Raw genomic sequence first — 26,411 nt, 5'->3', positions numbered from 1 at the left:
GATGCGGGGCGCGGGATGATCACGATACAATGCGGGTACCGGATAGAGGTGGTCTGCAACCAGCCGACCGCCGCCATCACCCTGCTCGACCCCCACCCGGAACGGCAGGTCGACATCATCGACCGCCCCATGACCCGCGTCACCTCGCTCGGCGATGGCAGCCCGGTTCCTTGCGAAAATTATGAAGACGGCTTTGGCAATATCTGCCGGCGCCTGGTTATTCCGAGCGGCGGCGTGCGGTTCGAGAGCCAGGTCAACATCGCCGATCCCGGCACGCTCGACGTGTTCGACCAGAACGCCATCGAGCACCCCCCGGCCGAGCTTCCTCCCGACATGCTGCAATTCCTGCTGCCGAGCCGCTATTGCGAGGTCGACGAACTGTCCGGCACGGCGTGGAGCCTGTTCGGCACCTATGCCCCCGGCTGGAACCGGGTCCAGCAGATCTGCAATTTCGTCAACGCCCAGATTCGCTTCGACTACCAGTTTGCCCGCAACACCCGCACCGCCGCTCAGGCCTTTAACGAGCGAGTCGGCGTCTGCCGGGATTTCACCCATCTGGCGGTGGCTCTCACCCGCGCCATGAACATTCCGGCCCGCTACTGCAATGGCTTTCTCGGCGACATCGGCGTGCCGCCGGACCCGGCGCCTATGGACTACAATGCCTGGTTCGAGGCGTATATTGGCGGGCACTGGCACACGTTCGACGCCCGCCACAACGTGCCGCGCATTGGCCGGGTGCTGGTGGCGCGCGGGCGGGACGCCGCCGATATCCCGATGATCCACACCTTCGGGCCGCACATGCTGCAGCGTTTCGAGGTGATCACCGAGCAGGTGGCGTAAGCGACGCCCCGGCCCCCGGAGACTCCCGAGGGTCCCGGGCGCGCGGCCTCACGCCCGCAGCGCCGCCGCGTTGTCCTGCGCCCATTGCGCCACCGAGCGCGGCTCATGGCCGGTCAACACCTTCACGGCATCGGTGACGCCGGAGGTCCAGCCTTCGCGCACGGGATGGAAAATGCTGGCGAGAAAGCGCGCATAGTCCTCGTCAATGCCCACCCCGGTCAGGATGCCGACAAAAGTGTCGTCGTCGATCGGGGTGTAGCCCACCGGCTTGCCCATAACCGGCGCAAGAATATCCGCCGCCTGCGCATAGCCCAGCGCCTGCGGGCCGGTGAGGTTGAAGGCCTGCCCGTCGAAGGCGTCGGTTGTCAGCGCTGCCGCGGCGCTGGCGGCGATGTCGCGGGCGTCGATGAAGGCGGACGCACCCTCCCCCGCCGGCACGGCGATGACACCGGCATGGTCGATGCCGGGCTTCCAGAAGTTCAGGAAATTGTCGGTGAACCAGTTCGGCCGCAGGATCACATAGGGCGTGCCCGAAGCGATCAGCGCCAGTTCGACCTGTCGATAGGGGATGGAATCGTCGGCATCGACGCCAAGTGCCGTCTGCAGCACCACCTTAACCTTGCGCGCGGCGGCGGCCTCGATGACCGGGGTGAGCAATTCCCTTGAGTTCACATAGCCGCCCGGCAGCATCACGAAGGCGCGGTCGACCCCGTCGAACGCCGTCGCAAAATCCGGCGCGGCGATGTCGAAGACGACGCCTTCGGCGCCCTCCAGGGGCTGACCACTCCGCGAAGCGGCCTTGACCGTCTCTCCCCGGGCGCGCAATGCCCGCACCAGCGGACGCCCGACATGACCGCTCGCCCCGAGCACCAGAATCTTGCCTGCCATCATCAATCTCCTTGGTATCTGTTGGAAACCATGTTTCAACAGACTACATACTCTCTCCACTGAAAGGCCGAAAGAGAGCACTTTCGGCTCACAAGGTAGCCTCGAGGAAACCGACCCGCCGGAACGCCGTCGGCAGGACGGCGGCAAAGGGAGACAGCGATGCGCCAAGCCTATGACGTTTATGAAGATCGCTGCCCGACCCGGCTGGTGCTCGACCGGCTGGCCGACAAATGGGCGCTGCTGATCCTCGACCGGCTGGAAGACGGGCCGGTGCGGTTCAACCATCTGCGGCGCGATATCAAGCTCATCTCGCAGAAGGTTCTGTCGCAGACGCTGAAGAAGCTGGAGCGCGACGGACTGGTGACGCGCACGGTCTATCCCACCGTGCCGGTCACGGTGGAATACGCCCTCACCCCGCTCGGCCGCACGCTGGCGCAGACCGCGGCCGCCCTCACCCATTGGGCCGAGCACAATATGGACACCATCCTCGCCGCCCAGGCGGCCTATGACGCCGCGCGGGCGGCGCGGTGAGGGCAGAGGCAATCGGCCTCGAAGGACGCCGATCGGAACCGCCAAGTACCCCTCACCCCTTGCGTAGAAAATCCCCGATGCGCCGCACCGCCTCGCGCATCTCGTCCGGGGCACCGGCATAGGACAGGCGCAGATAATGGTGGCCGCGATGCGGGTCGAAATCGACGCCCGGCGTCGCCGCCACATGCGCCTCGTCGAGCAGGCGGCGGGCGAAGGCGGCGGAATCGTCGGTGAAGCGCGCGACGTCGGCGTAGAGGTAGAACGCCCCGTCGACGGGGAGGAACTCCGGCAGGCCGGCGGCGGGCAGGCCTGTGGTGAGGATGATCCGGTTCTCCTCATAGCCGTGCTTGACCGCCTCCATCTCGCTCGCGCCGTCAAAGGCCGCCTCGGCGGCAATCTGCGAAAGCGTCGGCACCGAGATCATGAGGTTCTGCTGCAGCCGCTCCACAGCACGCACCAGCGTTTGCGGCATCACCATCCAGCCGACCCGCCAGCCGGTCATGCAGAAATATTTCGAGAAGGAATGGATGATGGTGGCCTCCGGGCTGATCGCCGCCGCCGTGGAGGCGGGGAAGGCGTAGTCCAGCCCGTGATAGATCTCGTCGGAGATGAAGCGGATGCCGGCGCTCTCGGCGGTGCGGACCAGCTCGGCCAGCGCCTGCGGGCGCATCATCGTGCCGGTCGGGTTGGCCGGGCTCGCCACCAGCACGCCCTTGAGCGGTTTGCGCCGGTGCGCGTCCAGCAGCGCCTCGGGGGTGATGACCCAGCGCGAGGCGGCGTCGGTCTCGATCAGCACCGGCTCGCAGCCCAGCGCCGTGAGGATGTGGCGGTAGGGCGGATAGCCGGGATTGGCGATCGCCACCCGGTCGCCCGGCTCGAACTGGGCGAGGAAGGTGAGCAGGAAACCGGACGACGAGCCCGTCGTCACCACCACCCGCGCCGGGTCCACCTCCACGCCATAGGTCTCGCCATAATGGCGGGCGATGCGGGCGCGCAGAGAGGGAATGCCGAGCGCGCTGGTGTAGCCGATGCGCCCATGGTCGAGCGCGCGGCGCGCCGCCTCGCGGGCGGTGGAGGGCGCGGACGCGGCCGGCTGGCCGACTTCCATATGGATGACATGTCCGCCCGCCGCCTCGATGCGCGCCGCCCGCTCCATCACGTCCATGACGATGAAGGGGGCGATCTCGCTGCGGCGGGACGCGCCGGCCAGACGAGCGGCTGCCTCGATGCGGGGAGAGGAAGGAGATGCGCTCATATGTACGAACCTTGCCGAACCGCCGTGACGCCGCCGCATTTTCCGGGCCGTTTCGGCTGACGTTCAATAGAAGATGATGAGGCGGAGGCTTGACCCTGCCGTCACGACAGCGTCAGTTCGCCGCGAACCCACTATGTTGATGGATGATGCCTTCGCTGTTGCTTGACAACCCCTCCCCTACGCGACGCCGGCCGGCGTCGAACCCGGACGCCCGCGCGCGCGGCCTTGCTCGCCTTGGCGCGCGGGGAGCGGCGTTTCTTGCTGCCGCCGCGCTTGCCCTGCCCGCCGGGCCGGCGCAGGCGCAAAGCCGCCAGCCAAGTATCATCCGCGATGCCGAGATCGAGACGCTGATGCGCGACTATACGCGCCCGATCTTCAAGGCCGCGCGCCTGCAGCAGCAGAACATCCAGGTGGTGCTGGTCGGCAGCGACAGCTTCAACGCCTTCGTCGCCGACGGGCGGCGCATATTCGTCAATACCGGGGCGCTCAAGCAGTCGAAGGTGCCGAACGAGATCATCGGCGTGCTGGCACACGAGACCGGCCATATCGCCGGCGGCCACCTCGCGAATATGCGCCAGCAGCTGGAGACGGCGCAGACCGCCTCCATCGTCGCCATGCTGCTCGCCGCCGGCGGTGTCGCGGCAGGCGCCGCGAGCGGCGCCAATATGGGCGGGGCGGCGGCCGGCGCCATCATGGCGCCGCAGGAAGTCATTCGCCGCACCCTGCTGTCCTACCAGCGCGGGCAGGAAGCTTCCGCCGACCGCGCGGCGGTGAACTATCTCAACGCCACCAAGCAGTCCGCCAAGGGCATGCTGACCACGTTCGAGCGCTTCCAGAACGACCAGATGTTTCTGAGCCAGCGCATCGACCCCTATGTGCTCAGCCACCCGATGGCGACCGAGCGCATCGCGCTGCTCTCGGATCTGGCGAAGAAGAGCCCCTATTACGACGCCAAGGATTCGCCCGCTCTGCAGGCGCGGCACGACATGATGCGGGCCAAGCTGGTCGGCTTCACCCAGCCACCGGATTCGGTGAGCCGCACCTATCCACGCTCCGACACGTCGATGCCGGCGCGCTACGCGAGGGCGATTTCCGGCTACCGCTTCGGCAGCATCCCCGATGCGCTGAACCAGATCGATTCGCTGATCGCCGAGCAGCCGAACAACCCCTATTTCCACGAGTTGAAGGGCCAGGCCCTGCTGGAGGCCGGGCGGGCGCGCGAGGCGGTGCCGCCGCTGCGCCGCGCGGTGGCGCTGTCCGATGGCAACCCGCTGATCCGCATGCTGCTCGGCCAGGCGCTGGTGGCCAATGACGACAAGGCATCCATGGAAGAGGCCGTGCGCGAATTGACCTTCAGTCTGCAGCGCGAGCCTTCCTCGCCGGCCGGCTGGCGCTATCTCGCGATGGCCTACGGACGCAAGGGCGACATTCCCAACGCCGACCTCGCCTCGGCCCAGGCCGCGTTCATGAGCGGCGATTTCCGCCTCTCGCGCGAACTGGGGACCCGGGCCCGCAACGGCTTCAAGCTCGGCACCCCGGGCTGGCTGAAGGCCGATGACATCGTCAACTACAAGCCGCCGGTCGACCGGAACGCCCGCAGCAAGAGAGCCGGCCAGTAAATGGCCGCGCCCGCCACCTTCCCTCTGGAGAAGCCCATGTCGCCCCTCAGCCTCTTCCGCCGCGCCGGCCGCGCCGCCCTCGCGCTCGGCCTTGCCGCCGGCCTGCTGCTCGGCGCGGCCCACACGCCTGCCTCAGCGCTCGACGACGCCCAGCGCAAGGAATTCGAGAGCGTGATCCGCGAGTATCTCGTGAACAATCCCGAGGTGATCCAGGAGGCGATCATGGTGCTGCAGAAGCGCCAGGCTGCCGCCGAGGCGAAGCAGCGCGAAAGCGCCGTGGCCGAGCTGAAGCCGCGCATCTACGACACCACGCGCGGCATCGTGGTCGGCAACCCGCAGGGCGACGTCACGCTGGTCGAGTTTTTCGATTACAATTGCGGCTACTGCAAGCGCGCCCTGACCGACCTCACCGAACTGATCGAAGGCGACCCCAAGCTTAAGGTCATCCTCAAGGAATTCCCGGTGCTTGGACCCGGCTCCGTGGAAGCCGCGCGGGTCGGCGTCGCGGTGCGGCTGGCGGCGCCGGACAAGTATTTCGCCTTCCACAAGAAGCTGCTCGGCGAGCGCGGGCAGGCCAACAAGGACAAGGCGATCGAAGCCGCGCTGGCGGTAGGCGTCGACAAGGCGGCGCTGGAAAAGGCGCTGGAGAACCCCGAAGTCAACGCCACGCTGCAGGACGACCTGCAACTGGCCGAAGCGCTCGGCATCGACGGCACGCCGAGCTATGTGCTGGGCGACCAGGTGGTGGTCGGCGCGGTCGGCCACGACCAGCTCAAGGGCGCCATCGCCTCGGTGCGCAGCTGCGGCAAAACCGAATGCTGAACCGGGCCGCGTGCTGATCGCGCGGCGCCAGGTCCTTCCTCACAAACCGGCTCCCCGGCTCCTGCCGGCCGGGGATAATCCTGTGGAAGGCGCGGCGGGGCTTGGCGCGGGGCAAGCCATTGCCTATAACCCCGCGGCCGTCCCGGCATGGGGCCGCCGGCGGCTGGCTCACTGAGGCGCGATGCCCGACACGGTGCATGTTCTCAACGGACCGAACCTCAACCTGCTCGGCACGCGCGAGCCGGAGGTGTACGGCCATGCGACCATCGCCGATGTGGAGGCTGCCTGCCGCGCCGCCTGCGCGCGCCACAGGCTCGATATGGTGTTCCGCCAGAGCAACCATGAGGGCGAGCTCGTCACCTTCCTCCAGGAAGCGCGTGGCTCGCGCGGCGTGGTACTGAACGCGGCGGCCTACACCCACACCTCGGTCGCCATTGCCGACGCCATCAAGGCGGTCGGCCTCATTGTCGTCGAAGTCCACCTGTCCAACGTCTTCGCGCGCGAAGCCTTCCGCCATCACTCCTATGTTTCGCCGGTTGCCCGTGGGGTGATCTGCGGCCTGGGAATCGAGGGCTACAGGCTCGCCATCGACGCGCTCGCCACCGCCGGTGGCAGGATCAGCTGAGGGAGACGGGCTAGCGACCGTCACGGGATCATGATGAAAACCAACAAGCCGAACATCGACCCCGCGCTGGTGCGCGAGATCGCCAACCTGCTCTCCGAAAGCGACCTCACCGAGATTGAGGTGCAGCAGGAAGATCTGCGCATCCGCGTCGTGCGTGCCCCTCCCACCGTCTATGCCACCGCGCCGTTGGCGGCGGCCCCGGCCCCCTTGGCGGCCGCGCCGGCCCCGCTCGCCGCTGCGGCTGCGGCCGCCTCCCCCGCCGATGTGTCCAAGCACCCCGGCCTCGTCACCTCCCCGATGGTGGGCACCGCCTATCTCGGTGCGGAGCCCGGCGCGAAGTATTTCGTCGATGTCGGCTCGGTGGTGAAGGAAGGCCAGACGCTGCTCATCGTCGAGGCGATGAAGACCATGAACGCGATTCCCGCGCCCCGCGCCGGCACCGTGACCCGAATCATCGTGGAGAATGCGCAGCCGGTCGAATATGGCGAGCCACTCCTGATCATCGAGTGAGGCGCGCCTGATGTTCGGCAAGATCCTGATTGCCAATCGCGGCGAGATCGCCCTGCGCGTGCTGCGCGCCTGCAAGGAAATGGGCATCGCCACCGTGGCGGTGCATTCCACCGCCGACGCCGACGCCATGCATGTGAAGCTGGCCGACGAGAGCGTGTGCATCGGCCCTGCGGCCGCCAAGGACAGCTACCTCAACATTCCCGCCCTCCTCGCCGCCTGCGAGATCACCGGGGCGGAAGCGGTGCATCCGGGCTACGGCTTCCTCTCCGAGAACGCGCGCTTCGCCGAAATTCTCATCGACCACGGCGTCGCGTTCATCGGGCCCAAGCCCGAGCATATCCGCGTCATGGGCGACAAGATCGAAGCCAAGCGCACCGCCAAGAAGCTTGGCATTCCGTGCGTGCCGGGCTCCGAAGGCGGCATTACCTCCGAGGATGAGGCGATCAAGGTCGCCCGGGAGATCGGCTATCCCGTGCTCATCAAGGCGGCTGCCGGCGGTGGCGGACGTGGCATGAAGGTGGCGCGCTCGGAAGACGAGCTGTCCTCCGCCCTGTCGACCGCGCGTTCGGAAGCGCGGGCCAATTTCGGCGACGATGCGGTCTATATCGAGAAGTATCTCGGCACGCCCCGCCACATCGAAATCCAGGTCTTCGGCGACGGTAAGGGTAACGCGGCGCATCTGGGCGAGCGCGACTGCTCGCTCCAGCGCCGCCACCAGAAGGTGCTGGAAGAGGCGCCCTCCCCGACCATCACCGCCGAACAGCGTGCCCGCATTGGCGAGACCTGTGCCAAGGCGATGCGGGACATGAAATATCTCGGGGCCGGGACGATCGAGTTCCTCTACGAGAATGGCGAGTTCTATTTCATCGAGATGAACACCCGCATCCAGGTGGAGCATCCGGTCACGGAGGCCATCACCGGCATCGACCTGATCCGCGAGCAGATCCGTGTCGCCGCCGGCGAGGCGCTGAGCTTCACCCAGGACGACGTGGTGCTGAACGGCCATGCGATCGAGTGCCGGGTGAACGCCGAGCATGCGCGCACCTTCCGGCCCTCGCCCGGCAAGATCGGCTACTGGCATGTGCCGGGCGGCCTTGGCGTGCGGATCGATTCGGCGGTCTATCAGGGCTATTCGATCCCGCCCTATTACGACAGCATGATCGGCAAGCTGATCGTCCACGCCGCCAACCGCGAGGAATGCCTCGCCCGCCTGCGCCGGGCGTTGAACGAGTTCGTGGTGGAAGGCATCGAGACCACGCTGCCGCTGTTCCGCGAACTGGTCGAGAACGACGACATCAAGCGCGGCGCCTACGACATCCACTGGCTCGAACACTTCCTCGCCGAGGGCGAGCCGGGCGCCTGATACTGGTCCCATTGTTAATCTCTAACGATGTGACCAGTCTCGTCCCACCCGAACGATACTATGGCCGGGTTCGTCCCGGCCATTTTCATGTCCGCCGCGGGACACACCGCCGGGCCCTCGCCTTCACAGCGCCGCGCATCTCCGTCATGCTGACGTTATGTCACGCCCGCGCGAACACCAGGTCGAGATCACCCCGGAAGTCCTGCTGAAGGCCTATGCCTGCGGCATCTTCCCAATGGCCGAGAGCGCCGACGACCCCGGCCTCTACTGGATCGAGCCGGAGCGGCGCGGCGTCATCCCGCTCGACGATTTCGCCATTTCCAGCCGCCTCGCCCGCACCATCCGCTCGGACAAATTCGAGATTCGCATCGACCATGATTTCGAGGCGGTGATCGACGGCTGCTCCGCACCTGCCGACGGGCGCGGCTCGACCTGGATCAACCGGCGCATCCGCAAGCTCTATTGCGACCTCCACGCGCGCGGCCACTGCCATTCGGTGGAAGCCTGGCAGGACGGGGTTCTGGTCGGCGGGCTCTATGGCGTGCGGCTGGGGCGCGCCTTCTTCGGCGAGAGCATGTTCCACACCGCCCGCGACGCCTCGAAGGTGGCGCTGGTGCATCTGGTGGCGCGGCTGAAGAAGGGCGGCTTCGTGCTGCTCGACACCCAGTTCGTCACCGATCATCTGAAAAGCTTCGGCGCCGTCGAGGTGCCGAGGCGCCAGTATCACCGCCTGCTGGCACAAGCGCTGGAAGCGGGCGAGGCCGATTTCTACTGCTGGCCGCCGGGCGAGGCGATCACCGGGTCGGTCTGCTTGCAGTCGGTCAGCCACACATCATAGATCGGGTGCTCGACGCCGTGCAGGCCGGGGCTGGAGGCGAACATCCAGCCGCCGAACAGCGGCTGCATCTTGCCGTCCAGTGAAATTTCCTGGATCTCGACAAAGCCGGTCGTGTTCTGCTGCTCGGTCTCGGGCCGGGTGTAGCAGGCGCGCGGGGTGATGCGCAGCGCGCCGAACTGCACCGTCTCATTGATCGACACGTCGAAGCTGGTGATGCGGCCGGTGATCTTGTCGAGGCCGGAAAACACCGCCGTGCGGTTCTCCACCTTCTGCTCCGGCGGCTGGATGACCTCGATGTCACCGCTGGGGCCGACGGTGGCGGTGCCGGGCACTTCCGGCTGCGCCTGCGTCGGGGCGCGCGGGGCGCCGGCATCCGGGTCGTCCATGATGGAGGGAACGCCGACGCCGCCGGGCAGCGAATCGGGGTCCTGCACCGGGCCGTCCAGCCCGCCGGGCGGCGGCGCGAGAGGCTGCGATTCGACCCCGCCCTGCCAGCCCTGCTGGGCGGCCAGCGGCGCGGCGGAAGCCAGCGCGGCCAGCATCGCTCCCGCGATAAGCGTGGAACGCAGGAACGGTCGGAAAGCGTAAATGCCGTGCACCGAAAAGCCTCGCGAAGCGCGCCAGCCCTCCGGCACGTGCAGGGGGCCAAGATGCCGGGCAATGCGGCGATGTCGGGGCGGGCGCGAAAATGCCGCGCGCGGCCCCGCCGGCGCGGCCAGGTTCACTCGGGCGTCCAGGCCTTGTAGTCGCCCGTCACTTCGGGGCGATGGCCGAAGCCGATGGCCGAGCCGGGCGGGTGATAGGCATCGACCGTGCCGGTGGGGTTCGGCCGGTGCGGCTTTTCCCATTCATGCGCCACATAGGTCTCCTGGCTCGGCGGCACGTCCGAGCGCTGGTGCATCCAGGCGTGCCAGCCGGGCGGAATCTTGGTCGCCTCGGCAACGCCGTTGAAGATCACCCAGCGCCGCTCGAAGCCGAGCGAAGGGTCGATCCGGCCGCCCTTGGTGCGGTAGTAGCGGTTGCCGAAATCGTCCGTGCCGACGAACTCCCCATGCCGCCATGTGTGGAAGCGCGTGCCCATGGTCTGGGCGTTCCACCAGGTGAAGGTCTCGGTGATGAAGTCAGAAAGCTTCACGAAATTCGTCCCTGCGCCGGCCGTAAATCTCGCGCGGAACATGCCATCCGCACCGCGCTAAGTCCAGCCGCACGCGGCGCGCCGTGGCGCTTATCCGCGTGCGCGGAACTCGGTGGCGTAATAGGCCAGCGCCAGCAGCAGGACAGCGCTGCCCGCCGTCGTCACCGCGGCCCAGCCGCCCAGCGCATAGAGCGGGCTGGCCAGCGCCGAGCCCAGCGCACCGCCGAAGAAGAAGGTCGCGATATAGAGCGCGTTGAGCCGCGAGCGGATTTCCGGCGCCAGCATGAAGATGGCGCGCTGGCCGAAGACCAGGTTGGCCGTTGCCGCGCAGTCGAGCACGATGGCGCCCAGTGCCAGCACCACCACCGAGGAAACGGCGACACCCAATTCCGTCAGCAGCAGGCCGGCGATCGCCAGCAGCAGCGCCGCCCCCGTCGCCGCCGTCGAGAATCCCCGGTCGGCCAGCCAGCCGGCGAACGGCGACACCACGACGCTGGCCGCGCCGGCCAGCGCGAACAGCGCGATGCCCTGTTGGCCGAGGCCGAATTCCGGCGCGCTGAGTTGGAGCGGCGCGGCGGTCCAGAACAGGGTGAAGGCGCCGAACATCGCCGCCTGATAGGCCGCGCGACGGCGCAGCACCGGCTGCGAGCGCAGCAGCGGCCATAGCGAGCCGACGAGACGGCGATAGCTGGAGCGGCCGCCCGGCCGGCGCGCCGGCAGCGCGAGGCGCAACCCCGCCGCCAGCGCCAGCATCGCCAGCGCGGCAATGAGGAACACCGCCCGCCAGCCGAACCAGTGCGCCAGCAGCGAGGAGACCGGCCGCGCCAGCAATATGCCGGTCATCAGCCCGCTGACCACGCTGCCGACCTTGCGGCCGCGCTCCTCAGGCCGGGCGAGATGGGCGGCAAAGGGTACCGCGACCTGCGCCACCACCGAGCCGACACCGAACATCAGCGCCGCCAGCAGGAACATGGAGGGCGCGGTGGAAACGAAGGCGAGGCCGAGCCCCGCCGCGGCGCAGAGCAGGATGGCGCCGATCAGCCGGCGATTCTCGACAATGTCGCCGAGCGGCACCAGCAGCAGCAGGCCCACGATGTAGCCGAGTTGCCCGACGGTGACGACGAGGCTCGCAAGCGTCTCGTCGAGGCCGATATCGTCGGCGATCAGCGCGATCAGCGGCTGGGCGTAATAGAGATTGGCCGCGCCAAGCCCCGCCGCCAGCGCGAGCAGGAAAAAGGTCAGGGCGCCGGCGGCGGAAGGCGCGTCGGTGGCGGAGGACATGGAGGGGGCCGGGTTGGAATGGCGGGTTGGATGCCATTTGGGCGCCCGCGCCGCCGCTGTCCAGATGCCGGTGGGTCAGGACGCCAGGGATGAAAGTGCGAAAGCGTAAAGCACGGCCATGCCCGTCATCCCCACTGTTCACCGCCCGCTGACGGGTGGGCGCATTGGCGCTGGACTCAGAGGCCGAATCCCCCACGGATTGGGGGTCGGCTCTGGCGATCAGGCTGTTGCATTACCATCTACATTTAGAGATTTTTCACATACTCCACACTAGAGTTTGTGACGTAAGGTTGACGCGTCAGAGGGAGTCGGCCAGTTTGGCGCCGTCGTCCGCAGCGTAGGTTTTGCGGGCCGGCATCATCCAGATTGAAGCGGGCTCTATCGCCGGTACCACATTCCGGCGAGGCGTTTATGCGTGTCACGTGTGTACCAACAACCACCGGAACGCAGCGGCCTCCGAGCCGTTCGATTCCGGGATGACAGGTATGCGGACGCAGGTCCGAGGCTTTGAAGATCGACACGCGGGCCGCGGACAGGTCCGCCGCGAACCGGGGACGAACCAGAATGCGCATCCAGCGCCGTTACACGCAGGCCGGCCGTTCACCCTATGCGGACATCGCGTTCCGCAAGGCGACGAGCGAGATTCGCAATCCCGACGGGTCGGTGGTGTTCCGCCTCGAAGCCATCGACGTGCCGGAACATTTCTCGCAGGTCGCCACCGACATCATCGCGCAGAAGTATTTCCGCAAGGCGGGCGTGCCGGCGCGGCTGAAGAAGGCCGAGGAAGAGACCGTGCCGTCCTTCCTCTGGCGTGGCGTCGCCGACGAGAAGGCGCTCAGCGCTCTTCCCGAGAAGGAACGCATCATCGGCGAGACCGATTCCCGCCAGGTGTTCGACCGTCTGGCCGGCACCTGGACCTATTGGGGCTGGAAGGGCGGCTATTTCGATTCGGAGGAGGACGCGCAGGCCTTCTTCGACGAGCACCGCTACATGCTGGCGATGCAGATGGCGGCGCCGAACTCGCCGCAATGGTTCAACACCGGCCTGCACTGGGCCTATGGCATCGACGGCCCCAGCCAGGGCCATTTCTATGTCGACCACGTCACCGGCCAGCTCACCCGCTCGGCGACCTCCTATGAGCACCCCCAGCCGCATGCCTGCTTCATCCAGTCCGTCTCCGACGATCTGGTGAACGAGGGCGGCATCATGGACCTGTGGGTGCGCGAGGCGCGCCTGTTCAAATACGGTTCCGGCACCGGCTCCAACTTCTCCGCGTTGCGCGGCGAGGGCGAGAAGCTTTCCGGCGGCGGCCGCTCCTCCGGCCTCATGAGCTTCCTGAAGATCGGCGACCGCGCGGCGGGCGCCATCAAGTCGGGTGGCACCACGCGCCGCGCCGCCAAGATGGTGGTGGTCGACGTCGACCATCCCGATATCGAGACCTATGTCGACTGGAAGGTGAAGGAGGAGCAGAAGGTCGCCGCTCTCGTCACCGGCTCCAAGACCGTCGCCAAGCACATGAAGGCCGTGATGAAGGCCTGCGTGAACTGCGAGGGCGACGGCGACGATTGCTACGACCCGGAGAAGAACCCCGCCCTGAAGCGTGAAATCCGCGCCGCCAAGAAGGCTCAGGTGCCGGAGAACTATATCCGCCGCGTGGTGCAGTTCGCCAAGCAGGGCTACACCGACATCGAGTTCCCGATCTACGACACCGATTGGGATTCGGAGGCGTATCTCACCGTTTCCGGCCAGAACTCGAACAATTCGGTGCGCGTCGACGACGCCTTCCTGAACGCGGTCGAGGCGGACGCCGACTGGAACCTGACCTCGCGCATCACCGGCAAGGTGACGAAGACGCTGAAGGCGCAGGAGCTGTGGGAGAAGATCGGCCACGCCGCCTGGGCCTGCGCCGATCCCGGTATCCAGTTCCACACCACCATCAATGACTGGCACACCAGCCCGGCCGGCGGCCCCATCCGCGCGTCGAATCCGTGCTCGGAGTACATGTTCCTCGACGACACGGCGTGCAACCTCGCCTCGCTGAACCTGCTGCAGTTCCGCAACGCGGACGGCACGTTCGATGTCGAGAGCTATGAGCATGCCTGCCGGCTGTGGACCGTGGTGCTCGAAATCTCGATCCTGATGGCGCAGTTCCCCTCGAAGGAAATCGCCCAGCTCTCCTATGACTACCGCACGCTCGGCCTCGGCTACGCCAATATCGGCGGCCTGCTGATGACCTCCGGCATCCCCTATGATTCGGATGCCGGCCGTGCCTATTGCGGCGCGCTCACCGCCATCATGACCGGCGTCGCCTATGCCACCTCGGCCGAAATGGCCAAGCAGCTCGGCCCGTTCCCGGAATACACGCCCAACGCCGCCCACATGCTGCGGGTGATGCGCAACCACCGGCGCGCCGCCTATGGCGAGCGCGAGGGCTATGAGGGGCTGAACACCAACCCCGTCCCGCTCGACCATGCCAAGGTGCCCGAGGCGCTCCTCGTCGAGCGCGCCAAGGCGACCTGGGACCTCGCCCTGTCGTTGGGCGAGGCGCATGGCTACCGCAACGCCCAGACCACGCTGCTCGCGCCCACCGGCACGATCGGCCTGGTGATGGACTGCGACACGACAGGCATCGAGCCCGATTTCGCGCTGGTGAAGTTCAAGAAACTGGCCGGCGGCGGCTATTTCAAGATCATCAACCGCGCCGTGCCGGAGGCGCTGCGCACGCTCGGCTATTCCGAGAGCCAGCTCGCCGAGATCGAGGCCTATGCGGTCGGCCACGGCTCCATCACCCAGGCGCCGGCGATCAACCATTCGACCCTGCGCACCAAGGGCTTCGACGACGCCATGCTGTCGAAGATCGACGGCAGCGTGAAGGCAGCCTTCGACATCAAGTTCGTCTTCAACCGCTGGACGCTCGGCGACGAGGCGCTGGCCAAGCTCGGCGTGCCGGCCGACAAGCTGGCCGATCCGGCCTTCGAGCTGCTGCCCTTCCTCGGCTTCTCCAAGAAGGACATCGAGGCCGCCAACATCCATGTCTGCGGCGCGATGACCCTTGAAGGCGCGCCCTTCCTCAAGACCGAGCACTACCCGGTCTTCGATTGCGCCAATCCGTGCGGGCGCATCGGCAAGCGCTATCTCTCCGTGGTCAGCCACATTCTGATGATGGCGGCGGCGCAGCCCTTCCTTTCGGGCGCCATCTCCAAGACCATCAACATGCCGAACGAGGCGACCGTCGAGGACTGCAAGGAGGCCTATCTGCTCTCCTGGCGCCTGGCGCTGAAGGCCAATGCGCTCTACCGCGACGGCTCCAAGCTCTCCCAGCCGCTGAACTCGCAGCTCATCTCCGACGAGGATGACGAGGAAGACGCGGTCGAGGCGCTGCTGGAGAAGCCCGCCGCCGCCCGCGCCACCCAGATCACCGAGAAGGTGGTGGAGAAGATCGTCGAGCGCGTCATCGCCATGCGCGACCGCGAGAAGATGCCGGACCGCCGCAAGGGCTACACCCAGAAGGCCGTGGTCGGCGGCCACAAGGTGTATCTGCGCACCGGCGAGTATGATGATGGCCGCCTCGGCGAGATCTTCATCGACATGCACAAGGAAGGCGCGGCGCTGCGCTCCTTCATCAACAACTTCGCCATCTCGGTGTCGCTGGGCCTCCAATACGGCGTGCCGCTGGAGGAATATGTCGACGCCTTCACCTTCACCCGCTTCGAGCCCGCCGGCCCGGTGCAGGGCAATGAGGTGATCAAATACGCCACCTCGATCCTCGACTACATCTTCCGCGAGCTCGCCGTGTCCTATCTCGGACGCCACGAACTCGGCCATGTCGAGCCGTCGGAATCGAATTTCGACGCGCTGGGCAAGGGCGTGGACGAGGGCAAGGCCTCGCCGACCTCGGCCGCCTCGCGCATGGTCTCCAAGGGCCTGATGCGCGGCAAGAATGTGAGCCTGATGGTGGTGCCGGCCGGCACCCCCACCGTGCCCACCGCAAGCTCCAACGTCACCGCGTTGCGCGGCGGCATTCAGGGCGCCACCGCGCTCAAGGCCGAGCCGATGGACGAGGAAGAGCAGGAACTGGGCGCCACCGACGCCCTCCCCTGGTCCGCCCCCACCCCGGCCCCGGCTGCCGGCCCGACCAAGGCGGAAGCCCGCGCCATGGCCCGCGCCAAGGGCTATGAGGGCGAATCCTGCCCCGAATGCCAGAACTTCACCATGGTGCGGAACGGCACCTGCCTGAAGTGCGAGACCTGCGGCTCGACGACGGGGTGCTCGTAGCCTTCTGACTGCCACATCGACACTGGAATAAACGGCGGCCGGGGTCACTCCCGGCCGTTTTCATGTGAGACGGCAGCAGCACGGCAGCAACGATGATCCCCACCCTCACCACCGCCCGCCTCCTCCTTCGCCCGCACCGGACCGAGGATTTCGAGGCCTATGCCGTCCTGTGGGCGGAGCCGGACGTGGTGCGGTTTATCGGCGGGGTGCCGTTCTCGCGCGAGGCGGCGTGGAGCCGGTTCCTGCGCCTTCCCGGCCTGTGGCAATTTCTCGGCTATGGCTCCTTCGCGGTCGAGGAGCGCGCGAGCGGCGCCTTCGTCGGCGAGGTCGGCTTCCATGATTTCAAGCGCGCCCTCATTCCCTCGATCGAGGGCACGATGGAGGCGGGCTGGGTGTTCGCCGGAGCGGCGCAGGGCAAGCGCTATGCCGAGGAAGCGATGCGCGCCGTCCTCGGCTGGGCGGACGCGCACGGCACCGGCAGCCGCCTCACCTGCATGATCCAGAACGACCACAGCGCCTCGCTGCACATCGCCGGCAAGCTCGGATTCCGCCGTTTCGCCGAGAGCTCCTATGGCGGCCAGCCTATGGCGCTGCTGGAGCGCCCGCGGGGCGCTACGAACACCGGGCGCTGAACGGGCACACCGCGCTGTGCGGATCGGGGGCCCGTAACGCGCGCGCCCCAAAAAGAAAGCCGCCGTCCCCCAAGGGCCAGCGGCTTTCCATTGTTCACGCGGAAGCCGGCACCAGGGCCGGCTTCGGATCAGCCGACGCGCAGGTTGACGGCGGAGTCCTTGCCGGAGCGCTGATCGGTCTGCAGCTCGAAGGAAACCTTCTCGCCGTCACGCAGGCCCTGCAGGCCCGAACGCTGTACCGCGCTGATATGGACGAAAACGTCCTTTCCAGCGCCATCGGGCTGAATGAAGCCGTAGCCCTTCTGTTCGTTGAACCACTTCACGGTGCCGGTCTGGGTAGACATTCGGAAAGTCTCACGTATCGAGGTTGCACATCCGGCGCAGGCACGGCCCCGCCGCTGGGTTGAATTTGGACGAAAAGCCGACCGGCCACCCCAAGGAGGTGAACGGCCCCGAATTCAGCCAAAGTCTGCGCGTGAGACTACCGCGAATGGCCCTGTTTGCAAGAGGCGTGCACGGTATCGGGGGGCATCGCACCAGCATAAATGTCGCCGTCCCGCCGGGGAACGACGACATTGTATTGAGTATAATCGGACGAAACCGTCCGATTTCAGTCGAATGTCCGCGTCAGAGCGGGCGAAGATCAACCGCCGAGGTCTTGCCCGAACGCTGGTCGGTCTGCAGATCGAAGGAGACCTTGTCACCGTCACGCAGGCTCTGCAGGCCCGAGCGCTGCACCGCGCTGATGTGGACGAAAACGTCCTTGCCGCCATTGTCGGGCTGAATGAAGCCGTAGCCCTTCTGCTCGTTGAACCACTTAACCGTGCCGGTATCCGCCATCAGACACAACCTTCGAGACCAGTGAGACACCGACGCATCCCCGCGGGACCCGCCGAATTGCGCCGAACGCCACCCTGCCGCACCACCTTGAGGCGACCCGTCCGGGCACGTTCGCGCTGTGTACAGCTTGGTCAGAAATATGTCATTTCCACGGCAAAACCAGCCACATTTCGGTCATAAAACAACCGGCAGGCGAAAAGATGCCGCTGCGGCAGCTTTGCCCGACGTGTCGGGGTCAGCGCCAGCAGCGCCGGCGGTCCACCCGCACCACCCGGCCATTGTTCTGGCGCAGATAGCAGCGGCCACCGCGCTGAAAATAATAGGCGCGCGCGCGCCGGTTGCGGTTGGAGCCGATCACGGCGCCTGTGCCCGCGCCGATGGCAGCGCCGGCGGCGGCACCGCCCGCCGTGCCGGTCGCCGCCCCGCCGATGGCCGCGCCCGCGACTCCTCCGATGATGGCGCCGCGCGCGGTGCTGTTCTGGGCGGAAACCGGCGGCGTCGCCCACAGCGTCAGCCCGGCGACAGTGGCGGCAATCATCCAGCGCATCTTCACGTCCGTCGTCTCCGCTTGGCAGATCCGTCACGCCATGGCGGCATGACAGGCCCATTCTAAAATGGGGCGCACGCCCGTCGGCACGCGCCCCCTTGTCCGTCTCGCCGCTTTCAGGCGTGCTGGGCTTCCACCACCGCGATGGCGGTCATGTTGACGATGCCGCGCGCCGTCACGGAGGGTGTGAGCACATGCGCCGGCCGGGCCGCGCCGAGCAGGATCGGGCCGACGGGCAGCGCGTCGCCGAACACCTTGACCATCTGGTAGCCGATATTGGCGGCGTCGAGATTGGGCATGACGAGGATGTTGGCCACGCCCTGCAGGCGCGAGCCCGGCAGCACCCGCTCGCGCATCTCCGGCACCAGCGCGCTGTCGCCCTCCATCTCGCCATCGACCATCAGGTCGGGGGCGCGCTGGAGGATCAGGTCGAGCGTGCGGCGCATCTTGTGGGCGCTGTCATCGTCGCGCGAGCCGAAGTCGGAATGCGACAGCAGCGCCACCTTGGGCTCGATGCCGAAGCGGCGCACATGGGCGGCGGCCAGCTGCGCCATCTCGGCGAGGTCCTCGGCGGTGGGGTCGGTCTGCACCTGGGTATCGCAGAGGAAGAACGCGCCTTTCTGCGTCAGCAACATCGACAGCGCCGCCACGTCGCGCACCCCCGGCGCGAGGCCGATGATGGTGCGGATGTGGCGCAGATGGCGGATGAACCGCCCCTCGACGCCGCACAGCATGGTGTCGGCGTCGCCGCGAACCACCGCCACCGCCGCGATCACCGTCGGCGTGGTCCGCACCAGCGTGCGCGCGAGTTCCGGCGTGACCCCGCGCCGGCCGGCGCGCTCGACATAGGTGGTGACATAGTCGCGGTAGCGCGGGTCGTCCTCGGGGTTGATGAGGTCGAATTCGCGCCCCGGGCGGATCGACAGGCCAAAGCGCTGTAGCCGCGTCTCGATCACCGAGGGGCGGCCGATGAGGATGGGGCGGGCCAGCCCTTCCTCCACCACCACCTGCGCCGCCCGCAGGATGCGCTCATCCTCACCCTCGGCGTAGATCACGCGCTTGGGCGCCTGCTTGGCGAGGGCGAAGATCGGCTTCATCACCAGGCCGGAGCGGAAGACGAAGCGGTCGAGCTGCTCCTGATAGGCGTCGAAATCGGCGATCGGCTGCTTGGCCACGCCCGATTCCATCGCCGCCTTGGCCACCGCCGGGGCGATGCGCAGGATGAGGCGCGGGTCGAAGGGCGAGGGAATGAGCGAATTCGGCCCGAACACCGGGGTTTCGCCGCCATAGGCGCGGGCGACGACATCGGAGGGGGTCTCGCGCGCCAGCTCGGCGATGGCGTTGACCGCTGCGACCTTCATCTCCTCGTTGATCGTGGTCGCGCCGGCATCCAGCGCGCCGCGGAAGATGAAGGGGAAGCACAGGACATTGTTGACCTGATTGGGGAAATCCGAGCGGCCGGTGCAGATCATGGCGTCCGGGCGCGCCTCGCGGGCGAGGTCGGGCATGATTTCCGGCGTCGGGTTGGCCAGCGCCATGATCAGCGGGCGATCCGCCATCGCCGCCAGCATCTCCGGCTTCAGCACGCCGCCGGCGGAAAGGCCGATGAAGATGTCGGCACCCTCGATGACCTCGGCCAGGGTGCGCTTGTCGGTCTTCTGGGCGAAGGCCCCCTTGTAGGGGTCCATCAGCACGTTGCGGTCGGCGTAGACCACGCCCTCGATGTCCGTGACCCAGATGTTCTCGCGCCGCGCGCCCATGGAGAGCAGCAGGTTCAGCGTGGCGATCGCCGCCGCGCCGGCGCCTGACGTGACGATCTTCACGTCCTCCAGCTTCTTGCCGCCGAGGAACAGCGCGTTGACGACAGCCGCCACCACGATGATCGCTGTGCCGTGCTGGTCGTCATGGAAGACCGGGATCTTCATGATCTCGCGCAGCCGGGTCTCGATCTCGAAACACTCGGGCGCCTTGATGTCCTCGAGGTTGATGCCGCCGAAGGTCGGCTCCAGCGCGGCCACCACGCTCACCACATGGTCGGGCTCCAGCGCGTTGATCTCGATGTCGAACACGTCGATGCCGGCGAATTTCTTGAACAGGACCGCCTTGCCCTCCATGACCGGCTTGGAGGCTTCGGGGCCGATATTGCCGAGGCCGAGCACCGCGGTACCGTTGGTGACAACGGCGACGAGGTTCTGGCGGGCGGTCAGTTCGGCCACCAGCGACTTGTCGGCGGCGATCGCCTCGCAGACGGCGGCGACGCCGGGCGTATAGGCGAGGGCAAGATCGCGCTGGTTGGCGAGCGGCTTGGTCGGCTGGATCTCAAGCTTACCGGGACGCGGATTGCGGTGATAGAACATGGCGCCAGAGCGCAGATCGTCGGAGATGTAAGAGGCCATCGTGTTTCCTTCCCCGGAGCTTGGCGCGGGAGCATAGGGATTCTGGCCTGCGGCACAACGCCTTTCCGATTTTCTGGTGCTGGTCTTTGGGCGGTTGGTTTAAGGTGAGCCATTGGCCGGCATGACCCTGCCAGCCCGTCAGCCTCACGCCGTCCCCCGGCACGTCCCCAGAGTCAGCCTCGCATGCGCAAGCCGTTCCTCCTCGCTCTCATTGCCCTTCTGGTCGTCGGTGTCGGCGGCTATTTCGGCCTTGCCGCCTACGTCAACCATGTGGCGCGCAGCCAGGTCGACGCGGCGCTGTCCACGCTGCGGGGCGGCGGCGCCGAGGGGAGCGTCGGCGAGGTTCGCTACGACCTGTTCGCCGGCCGGTTCGAGCTGCACGACTTGTCGCTCACCGGCCCGGCCCAGGGCGTCCTCAAGATCGGCTCGCTCGTCGCGAACGGGGTCGAGCAGCGCCCTTCCGACCGGGTCTTCGCCCGCACGGTGGATATTACCGATGTGACGATCGACATCCCGGCCGGCCTCAGCACGCCCGGCATCACGCGCTACACCGCACCCCGCGTCGACCTCGCGGCGCTCGAATTCCCCGCGCAGGCTCCGGTGAACGGCAGCCCGTCGCAGATCGCCCTCGATTTCTTCCGCGCGATCACGGCGGAGCGCGTCGACATTCCCGCCTCGATCGGCACCGGCAGCACCGGCGCGGGCGACGTCCTAGTCAAGAACGAGGAGAATAACGGACCCATCCGCCTCGAAAAGCTGGCCAATGGCCGCTTCGCCACCATGACGGCGGAGCCCTCCCGCCTGACCTTCAGCGGTCCTCCCGAGCTTTCCGGAGAGGGCTCGGTGGGGCATGTCGACATCAAGGGTTTCGATATCGCGGGAATGCTCGTCCTGTTCGATCCCGAACAGCGCGAGGCCAGCGACGCGTTCATCACGATACATGACTCTGTTACCATCAACGATTACGCGGTCACTGTGGGCAGCGGCACGTCGTATCGCATGGCGGTCATGTCCATGAAGGATGTGGCGATCCGGCCCTCGGCCATTCCCCTTGAAGAGCTGCGCGTTGCGGGCCAGCACCTCGAAGACGTGCAAGCGACGGAAATACAGCCGTCGATGCCGGAAAACGCCCGGCTCCTGCGCCTGCTCTCAGGCGCGCTCGATGAAGGGGTGCGCTTCACCTCCATGGGGATCGAGGGCCTGGAAGTTGCCGTGCCGGGCGACATTTCCGTCGGCATGGGCGCCTTCACAGTCGCCGGGGTGGATGGTGGGCGGATCGAAACCTTCAGCGTGAAGAAGCTGGCGATCAAGGCGCCCGACGACATCGCCGTCGAGATGGGAAGCTTCGCTCTCGGCAGTTTGCGGCTCGGCACGCTGATGAGCCTTTTGGCTGATGGAAGCGAGGATCCCCAGGCCTTCGCCCGCTGGCCTGTGCCCTTTTTCAACACCCTCGGTGCCATCACGTTGGATAATTTCGCTGCAAGCACCAAGGACGACTCGCCGGTCAACATCGACAAATTCGCCCTCACCTGGACCGCCGAGCCGGACGCCCTGCCCACCCGCGTTTCCGCCACGCTGCGCATGAGCGGGCCAACCGCCATGATCAACGCCGGCCATTCCGCCTTCGCGCTGGTGCCGGGGCAGGTGGACCGGGCCAGCATCGCCATGGATTTCGGCGCCGCCTGGAACGAGGCGGAAAACAGCGTGGTGGTCGACCCCGCCTATGTTGAAGTCTCCGACGCCTTTTCTTTCAACGGCAAGCTCACCCTGAGCGCGGTGGACGATTCGGTCTTTTCCACCCAGCCGGACGAGGCACTGGCCGGGGCGATGGAGGTGAACCTCGGCGCGCTCGACCTGACCGTTACCGATGCCGGCCTCTACGACCAGAAGCTGGAGGCCGCCGCCAAGGAGCAGGGGCTGAAGGCGGAGGATATCCGCCAGCTTTTCGCCGGCTTCGCCGACCTGCTGCTGGCGCAGGCCGTGACGGACCGGCCGGAACTCGGCCCGGCGGTGGAAGCCTTCGTGCGCTTCGTGCAGAAGCCCATGGGCACGCTCGCCCTGCGCGTCACCCCGCGCCACGAGCCGCTGCCGATCCTGCTGATCGTCGAGGCGCTGAACAGCGAAGACCCGCTGGGGCTAGTCGAAGAGCTGAATGTCGAGACACTCCCCTCCCCCTGAGCCGCCAGAGCGCCAACTCACGCAAAAAGGGCGGCCACCGGCCGCCCTTTTCAGTCGCGCTCTGTCGGGCGGCTTGCTTCTGGCGGCTTACTTCTCCGGCAGGTTGGTGCGGATGTGCAGTTCGCGCAGCTGCTTCGGGCTCGCCTCGTTCGGCGCACCCATCAGAATGTCCTGCGCCTGCTGGTTCATCGGGAAGATCGAGATTTCGCGCAGATTGGTGGTGCCGCACAGCAGCATCACGATGCGGTCGACACCGGCCGCCATGCCGCCATGCGGGGGCGCGCCATACTGGAAGGCGCGGTAGAGGCCGCCGAAGCGCTCCTGCACCGTCGCCTCGTCATAGCCGGCGATCTCGAACGCCTTCACCATCGCCTCGGGGCGGTGGTTGCGGATGCCGCCCGAGGCGATCTCGAAGCCATTGCAGGCGATGTCGTACTGGAACGCCTTGATGGTCAGCGGGTCCTGATTGTTCAGCGCCTCCAGCCCGCCCTGCGGCATGGAGAAGGGGTTGTGCGAGAAGTCGACCTTCTTGTCGTCCTCGCTCCACTCGTAGAACGGAAAATCGACGATCCAGGCCAGCTCGAAGCGGTCATGGTCGACCAGCTTGAGCTCCTCGCCGACACGAGTGCGGGCGAGGCCGGCGAAGCGGACGAACTTTTCCGGGTTGCCGGCCACGAAGAAGGCGGCATCGCCCGCGCCGAGGCCGAGCTGAGCGCGGACAGCCTCGGTGCGCTCGGGTCCGATATTGTTGGCAAGCGGGCCGGCGCCCGGAATTTCAGAGGATTCTTGGCCCTCGCGCCACATGATGTAGCCAAGCCCCGGCTGGCCCTCGCCCTGCGCCCACGAATTCATGCGGTCGCAAAAGGCGCGCGAACCGCCGCCGGTGCCCGGGATCGCCCAGACCCGGTTCTTCGGGTCCTCCAGCATCCGCGCGAAGACCTTGAAGCCCGAGCCGCGAAAATGCTCGGACACATCCTGCATCTCGATCGGGTTGCGAAGGTCGGGCTTGTCGGTGCCGTATTTCTGCATCGAGGTGGCGTAGGGAATGCGCGGCCAGTTCTTCGTCACCGGCTTGCCCTCGGCGAACTGCTCGAACACGCTCGTAATGACAGGCTCGACGGCGGCGAAAATGTCTTCCTGCTCGACGAAGCTCATCTCCAGGTCGAGCTGGTAGAACTCGCCCGGCAGGCGGTCGGCACGCGGGTCTTCGTCGCGGAAGCAGGGGGCGATCTGGAAATAGCGGTCGAAGCCGCTCATCATGATCAGCTGCTTGTACTGCTGCGGCGCCTGCGGCAGGGCGTAGAACTTGCCGGGGTGCAGGCGCGAGGGAACCAGGAAGTCGCGCGCGCCTTCCGGCGAGGAAGCCGTGAGGATCGGCGTCTGGAACTCGAAGAAGCCCTGCCCCTTCATCTTCGCGCGCATGGCATCGACGATGGCGCCGCGGGTCATGATGTTCTTGTGCAGCTTCTCGCGGCGCAGGTCGAGGAAGCGGTAGCGCAGCCGCGTTTCCTCGGGGTACTCGACATCGCCGAACACCGGCATCGGCAGCTCGGCGGCGGGGCCCAGCACCTCGATCTCGGTGGCGTACATCTCCACCTGCCCGGTCGGCAGTTCGGGGTTCTCGGTGCCGGCGGGACGCGAGCGCACGCGGCCGTCGACCCGGATCACCCACTCCGCCCGCACGCTCTCGGCCAGCTTGAAGGCCGGGCTATCAGGGTCGACCACCACCTGCGTCAGGCCGTAATGGTCGCGCAGGTCGATGAACAGCACGCCGCCATGGTCGCGGATGCGGTGGCACCAGCCGGAAATGCGCGCGGTGGAGCCGACATCGCTGGCGCGAAGGGCGCCACAGGTGTGCGAGCGATAGCGGTGCATGGCGTCTTCCCGGAGTTGGTGCCGCCGAGACGTGGCTGAACGACGTGGCGGAACATAGCAAAACACCCCTCACGCGGGGCGCGCGGAGGGGTGCATGCGAGGCTTGCCTTTGTCAAGGCGAGACGGGTGCCCGGCGCCGGCGTGCCGGCCGCGGGCGGCCCCGGCTCAGGGCACGTAGCGCAGGGTGAGGCCACCGACGCCCAGCGCCAGCGAGGCCCCGACATTGCCCTCTACCGAGATCGGGTTGAGCGCGAAGGACTCGTCGGAGCCGACCAGCACATTGGCGCCGACACCGACGCCGAGCGCCACATTGCCGGTCACGCCGGCATAGGTGCCCGCAAGGGCGCCCGGCGCGAAGGAATTCGTCACCGCCAGCACGCCCCAGGTCAGCACGCCGCCGCCAGTAACGCCCAGCTCCAGGCCGATATTCTTGATGGTGCCGGCATAGTTCTGCACCGGGCTGTTATCGGCCGGGGTGTAGGTGCAGGTCAGTTCCTGCTTGGACTCGATGAGCATGCCGATGCTGGCGCCGGCATTGCAGACCAGCACCCCGGCCTTCACCCGGTCGGCGGCGGAAGCGGGCACGAAGGACAGCGCCAGAGCGGCGGTGGCGAGAGCGAAGGCGGTCTTTTTCATCGGTATCCCCCAGTGATGGCGGGCACCCCGCCGGAAAAGTTTTGCGACTCGTAGCCGCGAATGGTTAATCCTTTCGCCAAATTGCGGCATGTTTCGGGGTCGAAACGGCGCCCCGACTCCGATATGTAAAAACCGACATGAACATGATCACCAGCACAGACGAACTCGCCGCGGCCTGCGCACGACTGGCTCGCCATCCGTTCATCACCATCGACACCGAATTTCTGCGCGAGACCACCTTCTGGCCCAAGCTCTGTGTCGTGCAGCTTGCCAGCGTGGACGAAGCGCTGGTGGTCGACGCGCTGGCGGAGGGCCTCGATCTCGCGCCGCTCTTCGCGCTGATGTCGGACGCCAACGTGCTCAAGGTGTTCCACGCCGGCCGGCAGGATATCGAAATCGTCTGGCACCTCGCCGGCATCATCCCGCACCCGGTGTTCGACACCCAGGTCGCGGCGATGGTGCTCGGCCATGGTGATTCCATTTCCTACGACCAGCTGGTGCAGCGCATCACCGGCGAGGTGCTCGACAAGTCGCTGCGCTTCACCGACTGGTCGCGCCGCCCGCTTTCCGCCGCGCAGATCGCCTATGCCGAGGCCGACGTCACCCATCTGCGCGACGTCTTCCTCAAGCTCGATGCCGACCTCAAGAAGCGCGGCCGCGCCGATTGGGTGGGCGAGGAGATGGCGGTTCTCACCTCCGCCGACACCTATCGGCAGGAGCCGGAGCGCGCCTGGGAGCGGCTGCGCTCGCGCGCCCGCAAGCCCAAGGACCTCGCCGTGCTGATGGAGGTCGCCGCCTGGCGCGAACGCGAGGCGCAGGCCCGCGACACGCCGCGCTCGCGTATCCTCAAGGATGACGTGATCGGCGAGATCGCCTCCCAGCACCCCACATCCATCGAGAAGCTCGGCCAGTTGCGCGCCATCCCCAAGGGGTTCGAGCGCTCCCGCGCCGGCGAGATGATCGTCGAGGCGGTGAAAGCGGGCTTGGCGCGCGACCCCAAGACGCTGCCGCGCATCGACCGCGACCGGCCGCTCTCCAACGGCGCCTCGGCGACGGTGGAACTGCTGAAGGTGCTGCTTCGCATGACCGCCGAACAGCACGGCGTCGCCGCCAAGGTCATCGCCACGGTGGACGACCTGGAACGCATCGCCTCCGAGGACGAGCCCGATGTGGGCGCACTGCGCGGCTGGCGCGGCGAATTGTTCGGCGAGCGCGCCATGGCGCTGAAGTCCGGGCGGCTGGCGCTGGCGATGCAGAAGGGCCGCGTTATCGCGCTGGAGCGCGAGGCTGGGTAGCCTTCCGCAAGGCCCGGCGGAACTCCCGGC

At 67.1% G+C, this 26,411-nt stretch carries 23 protein-coding genes; 12 read left to right on the top strand and 11 right to left on the bottom strand.

Annotated elements, in window-relative coordinates; translation table 11 throughout:
- The first annotated feature begins 18 nt into the window (after positions 1 to 18).
- Positions 19 to 840, top strand: coding sequence for a transglutaminase-like domain-containing protein (locus EV667_RS08790; RefSeq protein WP_207907727.1), 822 nt, complete (start codon positions 19 to 21; stop codon positions 838 to 840).
- A gap of 48 nt (positions 841 to 888) precedes the next feature.
- Here EV667_RS08790 and EV667_RS08785 read toward each other — a convergent pair whose 3' ends face one another.
- Entirely contained in the window at positions 889 to 1,728 is an 840-nt protein-coding gene (locus tag EV667_RS08785) for an NAD(P)H-binding protein (RefSeq protein WP_131834854.1), read from the bottom strand.
- Positions 1,729 to 1,887: 159 nt separating this feature from the next.
- Here EV667_RS08785 and EV667_RS08780 point away from each other — a divergent pair, with 159 nt between their 5' ends.
- On the top strand, positions 1,888 to 2,259 hold the full coding sequence (locus EV667_RS08780; RefSeq protein ID WP_131834853.1) for a winged helix-turn-helix transcriptional regulator: 372 nt from the start codon (positions 1,888 to 1,890) through the stop codon (positions 2,257 to 2,259).
- 52 nt (positions 2,260 to 2,311) lie between these two features.
- On the opposite strand, the gene EV667_RS08775 is transcribed toward EV667_RS08780, so the two are convergent.
- On the bottom strand, positions 2,312 to 3,514 hold the full coding sequence (locus tag EV667_RS08775) for a pyridoxal phosphate-dependent aminotransferase (RefSeq protein ID WP_207907692.1): 1,203 nt from the start codon (positions 3,512 to 3,514) through the stop codon (positions 2,312 to 2,314).
- A gap of 143 nt (positions 3,515 to 3,657) precedes the next feature.
- Here EV667_RS08775 and EV667_RS08770 point away from each other — a divergent pair, with 143 nt between their 5' ends.
- From EV667_RS08770 to aat, 6 genes are all read left to right on the top strand, one after another.
- Positions 3,658 to 5,133: a M48 family metalloprotease gene (locus EV667_RS08770; protein ID WP_131834852.1), complete on the top strand. Its 1,476-nt coding sequence runs from the start codon at positions 3,658 to 3,660 to the stop codon at positions 5,131 to 5,133.
- Between the two features lie 36 nt (positions 5,134 to 5,169).
- Positions 5,170 to 5,955: a DsbA family protein gene (locus EV667_RS08765; protein ID WP_245516039.1), complete on the top strand. Its 786-nt coding sequence runs from the start codon at positions 5,170 to 5,172 to the stop codon at positions 5,953 to 5,955.
- 181 nt (positions 5,956 to 6,136) lie between these two features.
- Positions 6,137 to 6,580, top strand: a complete 444-nt coding sequence (aroQ, locus tag EV667_RS08760; RefSeq protein WP_131834850.1) for a type II 3-dehydroquinate dehydratase — start codon at positions 6,137 to 6,139, stop codon at positions 6,578 to 6,580.
- Between the two features lie 33 nt (positions 6,581 to 6,613).
- Positions 6,614 to 7,090 carry an acetyl-CoA carboxylase biotin carboxyl carrier protein gene (accB, locus tag EV667_RS08755; protein WP_425359010.1) on the top strand — a complete coding sequence of 159 codons (477 nt, stop codon included), beginning with the start codon at positions 6,614 to 6,616 and terminating at the stop codon, positions 7,088 to 7,090.
- A gap of 10 nt (positions 7,091 to 7,100) precedes the next feature.
- Positions 7,101 to 8,453, top strand: a complete 1,353-nt coding sequence (gene accC / locus EV667_RS08750) for an acetyl-CoA carboxylase biotin carboxylase subunit (protein ID WP_131834848.1) — start codon at positions 7,101 to 7,103, stop codon at positions 8,451 to 8,453.
- Between the two features lie 157 nt (positions 8,454 to 8,610).
- A complete protein-coding gene (gene aat / locus EV667_RS08745; RefSeq protein WP_131834847.1) occupies positions 8,611 to 9,291 on the top strand; it encodes a leucyl/phenylalanyl-tRNA--protein transferase in 681 nt (226 codons plus the stop codon).
- Here aat and EV667_RS23220 read toward each other — a convergent pair.
- From EV667_RS23220 to EV667_RS08730, 3 genes are all read right to left on the bottom strand, one after another.
- Entirely contained in the window at positions 9,222 to 9,890 is a 669-nt protein-coding gene (locus tag EV667_RS23220) for a DUF2155 domain-containing protein (protein ID WP_425359009.1), read from the bottom strand. The two genes, aat and EV667_RS23220, sit on opposite strands and share 70 nt — an antisense overlap.
- Positions 9,891 to 10,012: 122 nt before the next feature.
- Positions 10,013 to 10,426, bottom strand: coding sequence for an NADH:ubiquinone oxidoreductase subunit NDUFA12 (locus EV667_RS08735; protein WP_280960222.1), 414 nt, complete (start codon positions 10,424 to 10,426; stop codon positions 10,013 to 10,015).
- A gap of 90 nt (positions 10,427 to 10,516) precedes the next feature.
- On the bottom strand, positions 10,517 to 11,707 hold the full coding sequence (locus tag EV667_RS08730) for an MFS transporter (protein WP_131834845.1): 1,191 nt from the start codon (positions 11,705 to 11,707) through the stop codon (positions 10,517 to 10,519).
- A gap of 564 nt (positions 11,708 to 12,271) precedes the next feature.
- On the opposite strand from EV667_RS08730, the gene EV667_RS08725 reads away from it, so the two are divergent.
- Entirely contained in the window at positions 12,272 to 15,982 is a 3,711-nt protein-coding gene (locus tag EV667_RS08725) for a vitamin B12-dependent ribonucleotide reductase (protein ID WP_131834844.1), read from the top strand.
- 92 nt (positions 15,983 to 16,074) lie between these two features.
- Positions 16,075 to 16,614 (top strand): GNAT family N-acetyltransferase, encoded by a 540-nt coding sequence (locus EV667_RS08720; protein WP_131834843.1) that lies wholly within the window; start codon positions 16,075 to 16,077, stop codon positions 16,612 to 16,614.
- 128 nt (positions 16,615 to 16,742) lie between these two features.
- Here EV667_RS08720 and EV667_RS08715 read toward each other — a convergent pair whose 3' ends face one another.
- The 4 genes from EV667_RS08715 to EV667_RS08700 all read right to left on the bottom strand — a co-directional run bounded on the left by EV667_RS08715 (position 16,743) and on the right by EV667_RS08700 (position 20,397).
- A complete protein-coding gene (locus EV667_RS08715; RefSeq protein WP_131834842.1) occupies positions 16,743 to 16,958 on the bottom strand; it encodes a cold-shock protein in 216 nt (71 codons plus the stop codon).
- 283 nt (positions 16,959 to 17,241) lie between these two features.
- Positions 17,242 to 17,454 (bottom strand): cold-shock protein, encoded by a 213-nt coding sequence (locus EV667_RS08710; protein ID WP_131834841.1) that lies wholly within the window; start codon positions 17,452 to 17,454, stop codon positions 17,242 to 17,244.
- Between the two features lie 235 nt (positions 17,455 to 17,689).
- Positions 17,690 to 18,001, bottom strand: a complete 312-nt coding sequence (locus EV667_RS08705) for a glycine zipper domain-containing protein (RefSeq protein WP_131835084.1) — start codon at positions 17,999 to 18,001, stop codon at positions 17,690 to 17,692.
- Between the two features lie 116 nt (positions 18,002 to 18,117).
- On the bottom strand, positions 18,118 to 20,397 hold the full coding sequence (locus EV667_RS08700; RefSeq protein ID WP_131834840.1) for an NADP-dependent malic enzyme: 2,280 nt from the start codon (positions 20,395 to 20,397) through the stop codon (positions 18,118 to 18,120).
- A gap of 183 nt (positions 20,398 to 20,580) precedes the next feature.
- Here EV667_RS08700 and EV667_RS08695 point away from each other — a divergent pair, with 183 nt between their 5' ends.
- Positions 20,581 to 22,575: a hypothetical protein gene (locus tag EV667_RS08695; RefSeq protein ID WP_131834839.1), complete on the top strand. Its 1,995-nt coding sequence runs from the start codon at positions 20,581 to 20,583 to the stop codon at positions 22,573 to 22,575.
- Positions 22,576 to 22,662: 87 nt separating this feature from the next.
- Here the strand turns inward: EV667_RS08695 and aspS are convergent, their stop codons facing one another.
- Together aspS and EV667_RS08685 are read right to left on the bottom strand one after the other, a co-directional pair.
- Positions 22,663 to 24,450, bottom strand: coding sequence for an aspartate--tRNA ligase (gene aspS / locus EV667_RS08690; protein WP_131834838.1), 1,788 nt, complete (start codon positions 24,448 to 24,450; stop codon positions 22,663 to 22,665).
- A gap of 165 nt (positions 24,451 to 24,615) precedes the next feature.
- Positions 24,616 to 25,086: a DUF992 domain-containing protein gene (locus EV667_RS08685; protein WP_131834837.1), complete on the bottom strand. Its 471-nt coding sequence runs from the start codon at positions 25,084 to 25,086 to the stop codon at positions 24,616 to 24,618.
- Positions 25,087 to 25,223: 137 nt separating this feature from the next.
- Between EV667_RS08685 and rnd the strand changes: the two genes are divergently transcribed.
- On the top strand, positions 25,224 to 26,381 hold the full coding sequence (gene rnd, locus EV667_RS08680; protein WP_131834836.1) for a ribonuclease D: 1,158 nt from the start codon (positions 25,224 to 25,226) through the stop codon (positions 26,379 to 26,381).
- Positions 26,382 to 26,411 lie beyond the last annotated feature (30 nt).

Source organism: Ancylobacter aquaticus, assembly GCF_004339465.1.
In the GTDB taxonomy this organism is placed as follows: Bacteria; Pseudomonadota; Alphaproteobacteria; order Rhizobiales; family Xanthobacteraceae; genus Ancylobacter; species Ancylobacter aquaticus.
This window is presented reverse-complemented; position numbering and strand designations above follow the sequence as displayed.

Excerpts from the sequence above, each read along its gene's own strand:
- accC (WP_131834848.1), top strand. The coding sequence starts at position 7,101 with ATGTTCGGCAAGATCCTGATTGCCAATCGCGGCGAGATCGCCCTGCGC.
- EV667_RS08775 (WP_207907692.1), bottom strand. The coding sequence starts at position 3,514 with ATGAGCGCATCTCCTTCCTCTCCCCGCATCGAGGCAGCCGCTCGTCTG.
- accB (WP_425359010.1), top strand. The coding sequence starts at position 6,614 with ATGAAAACCAACAAGCCGAACATCGACCCCGCGCTGGTGCGCGAGATC.
- aroQ (WP_131834850.1), top strand. The coding sequence starts at position 6,137 with ATGCCCGACACGGTGCATGTTCTCAACGGACCGAACCTCAACCTGCTC.
- EV667_RS08700 (WP_131834840.1), bottom strand. The coding sequence starts at position 20,397 with ATGGCCTCTTACATCTCCGACGATCTGCGCTCTGGCGCCATGTTCTAT.
- EV667_RS08710 (WP_131834841.1), bottom strand. The coding sequence starts at position 17,454 with ATGGCGGATACCGGCACGGTTAAGTGGTTCAACGAGCAGAAGGGCTAC.
- EV667_RS08705 (WP_131835084.1), bottom strand. The coding sequence starts at position 18,001 with ATGCGCTGGATGATTGCCGCCACTGTCGCCGGGCTGACGCTGTGGGCG.
- EV667_RS08785 (WP_131834854.1), bottom strand. The coding sequence starts at position 1,728 with ATGGCAGGCAAGATTCTGGTGCTCGGGGCGAGCGGTCATGTCGGGCGT.
- EV667_RS08715 (WP_131834842.1), bottom strand. The coding sequence starts at position 16,958 with ATGTCTACCCAGACCGGCACCGTGAAGTGGTTCAACGAACAGAAGGGC.
- aspS (WP_131834838.1), bottom strand. The coding sequence starts at position 24,450 with ATGCACCGCTATCGCTCGCACACCTGTGGCGCCCTTCGCGCCAGCGAT.
- aat (WP_131834847.1), top strand. The coding sequence starts at position 8,611 with ATGTCACGCCCGCGCGAACACCAGGTCGAGATCACCCCGGAAGTCCTG.
- EV667_RS08695 (WP_131834839.1), top strand. The coding sequence starts at position 20,581 with ATGCGCAAGCCGTTCCTCCTCGCTCTCATTGCCCTTCTGGTCGTCGGT.
- EV667_RS08780 (WP_131834853.1), top strand. The coding sequence starts at position 1,888 with ATGCGCCAAGCCTATGACGTTTATGAAGATCGCTGCCCGACCCGGCTG.
- EV667_RS08725 (WP_131834844.1), top strand. The coding sequence starts at position 12,272 with ATGCGCATCCAGCGCCGTTACACGCAGGCCGGCCGTTCACCCTATGCG.
- rnd (WP_131834836.1), top strand. The coding sequence starts at position 25,224 with ATGAACATGATCACCAGCACAGACGAACTCGCCGCGGCCTGCGCACGA.
- EV667_RS08730 (WP_131834845.1), bottom strand. The coding sequence starts at position 11,707 with ATGTCCTCCGCCACCGACGCGCCTTCCGCCGCCGGCGCCCTGACCTTT.
- EV667_RS08685 (WP_131834837.1), bottom strand. The coding sequence starts at position 25,086 with ATGAAAAAGACCGCCTTCGCTCTCGCCACCGCCGCTCTGGCGCTGTCC.
- EV667_RS08765 (WP_245516039.1), top strand. The coding sequence starts at position 5,170 with ATGTCGCCCCTCAGCCTCTTCCGCCGCGCCGGCCGCGCCGCCCTCGCG.
- EV667_RS08770 (WP_131834852.1), top strand. The coding sequence starts at position 3,658 with ATGATGCCTTCGCTGTTGCTTGACAACCCCTCCCCTACGCGACGCCGG.
- EV667_RS08720 (WP_131834843.1), top strand. The coding sequence starts at position 16,075 with ATGATCCCCACCCTCACCACCGCCCGCCTCCTCCTTCGCCCGCACCGG.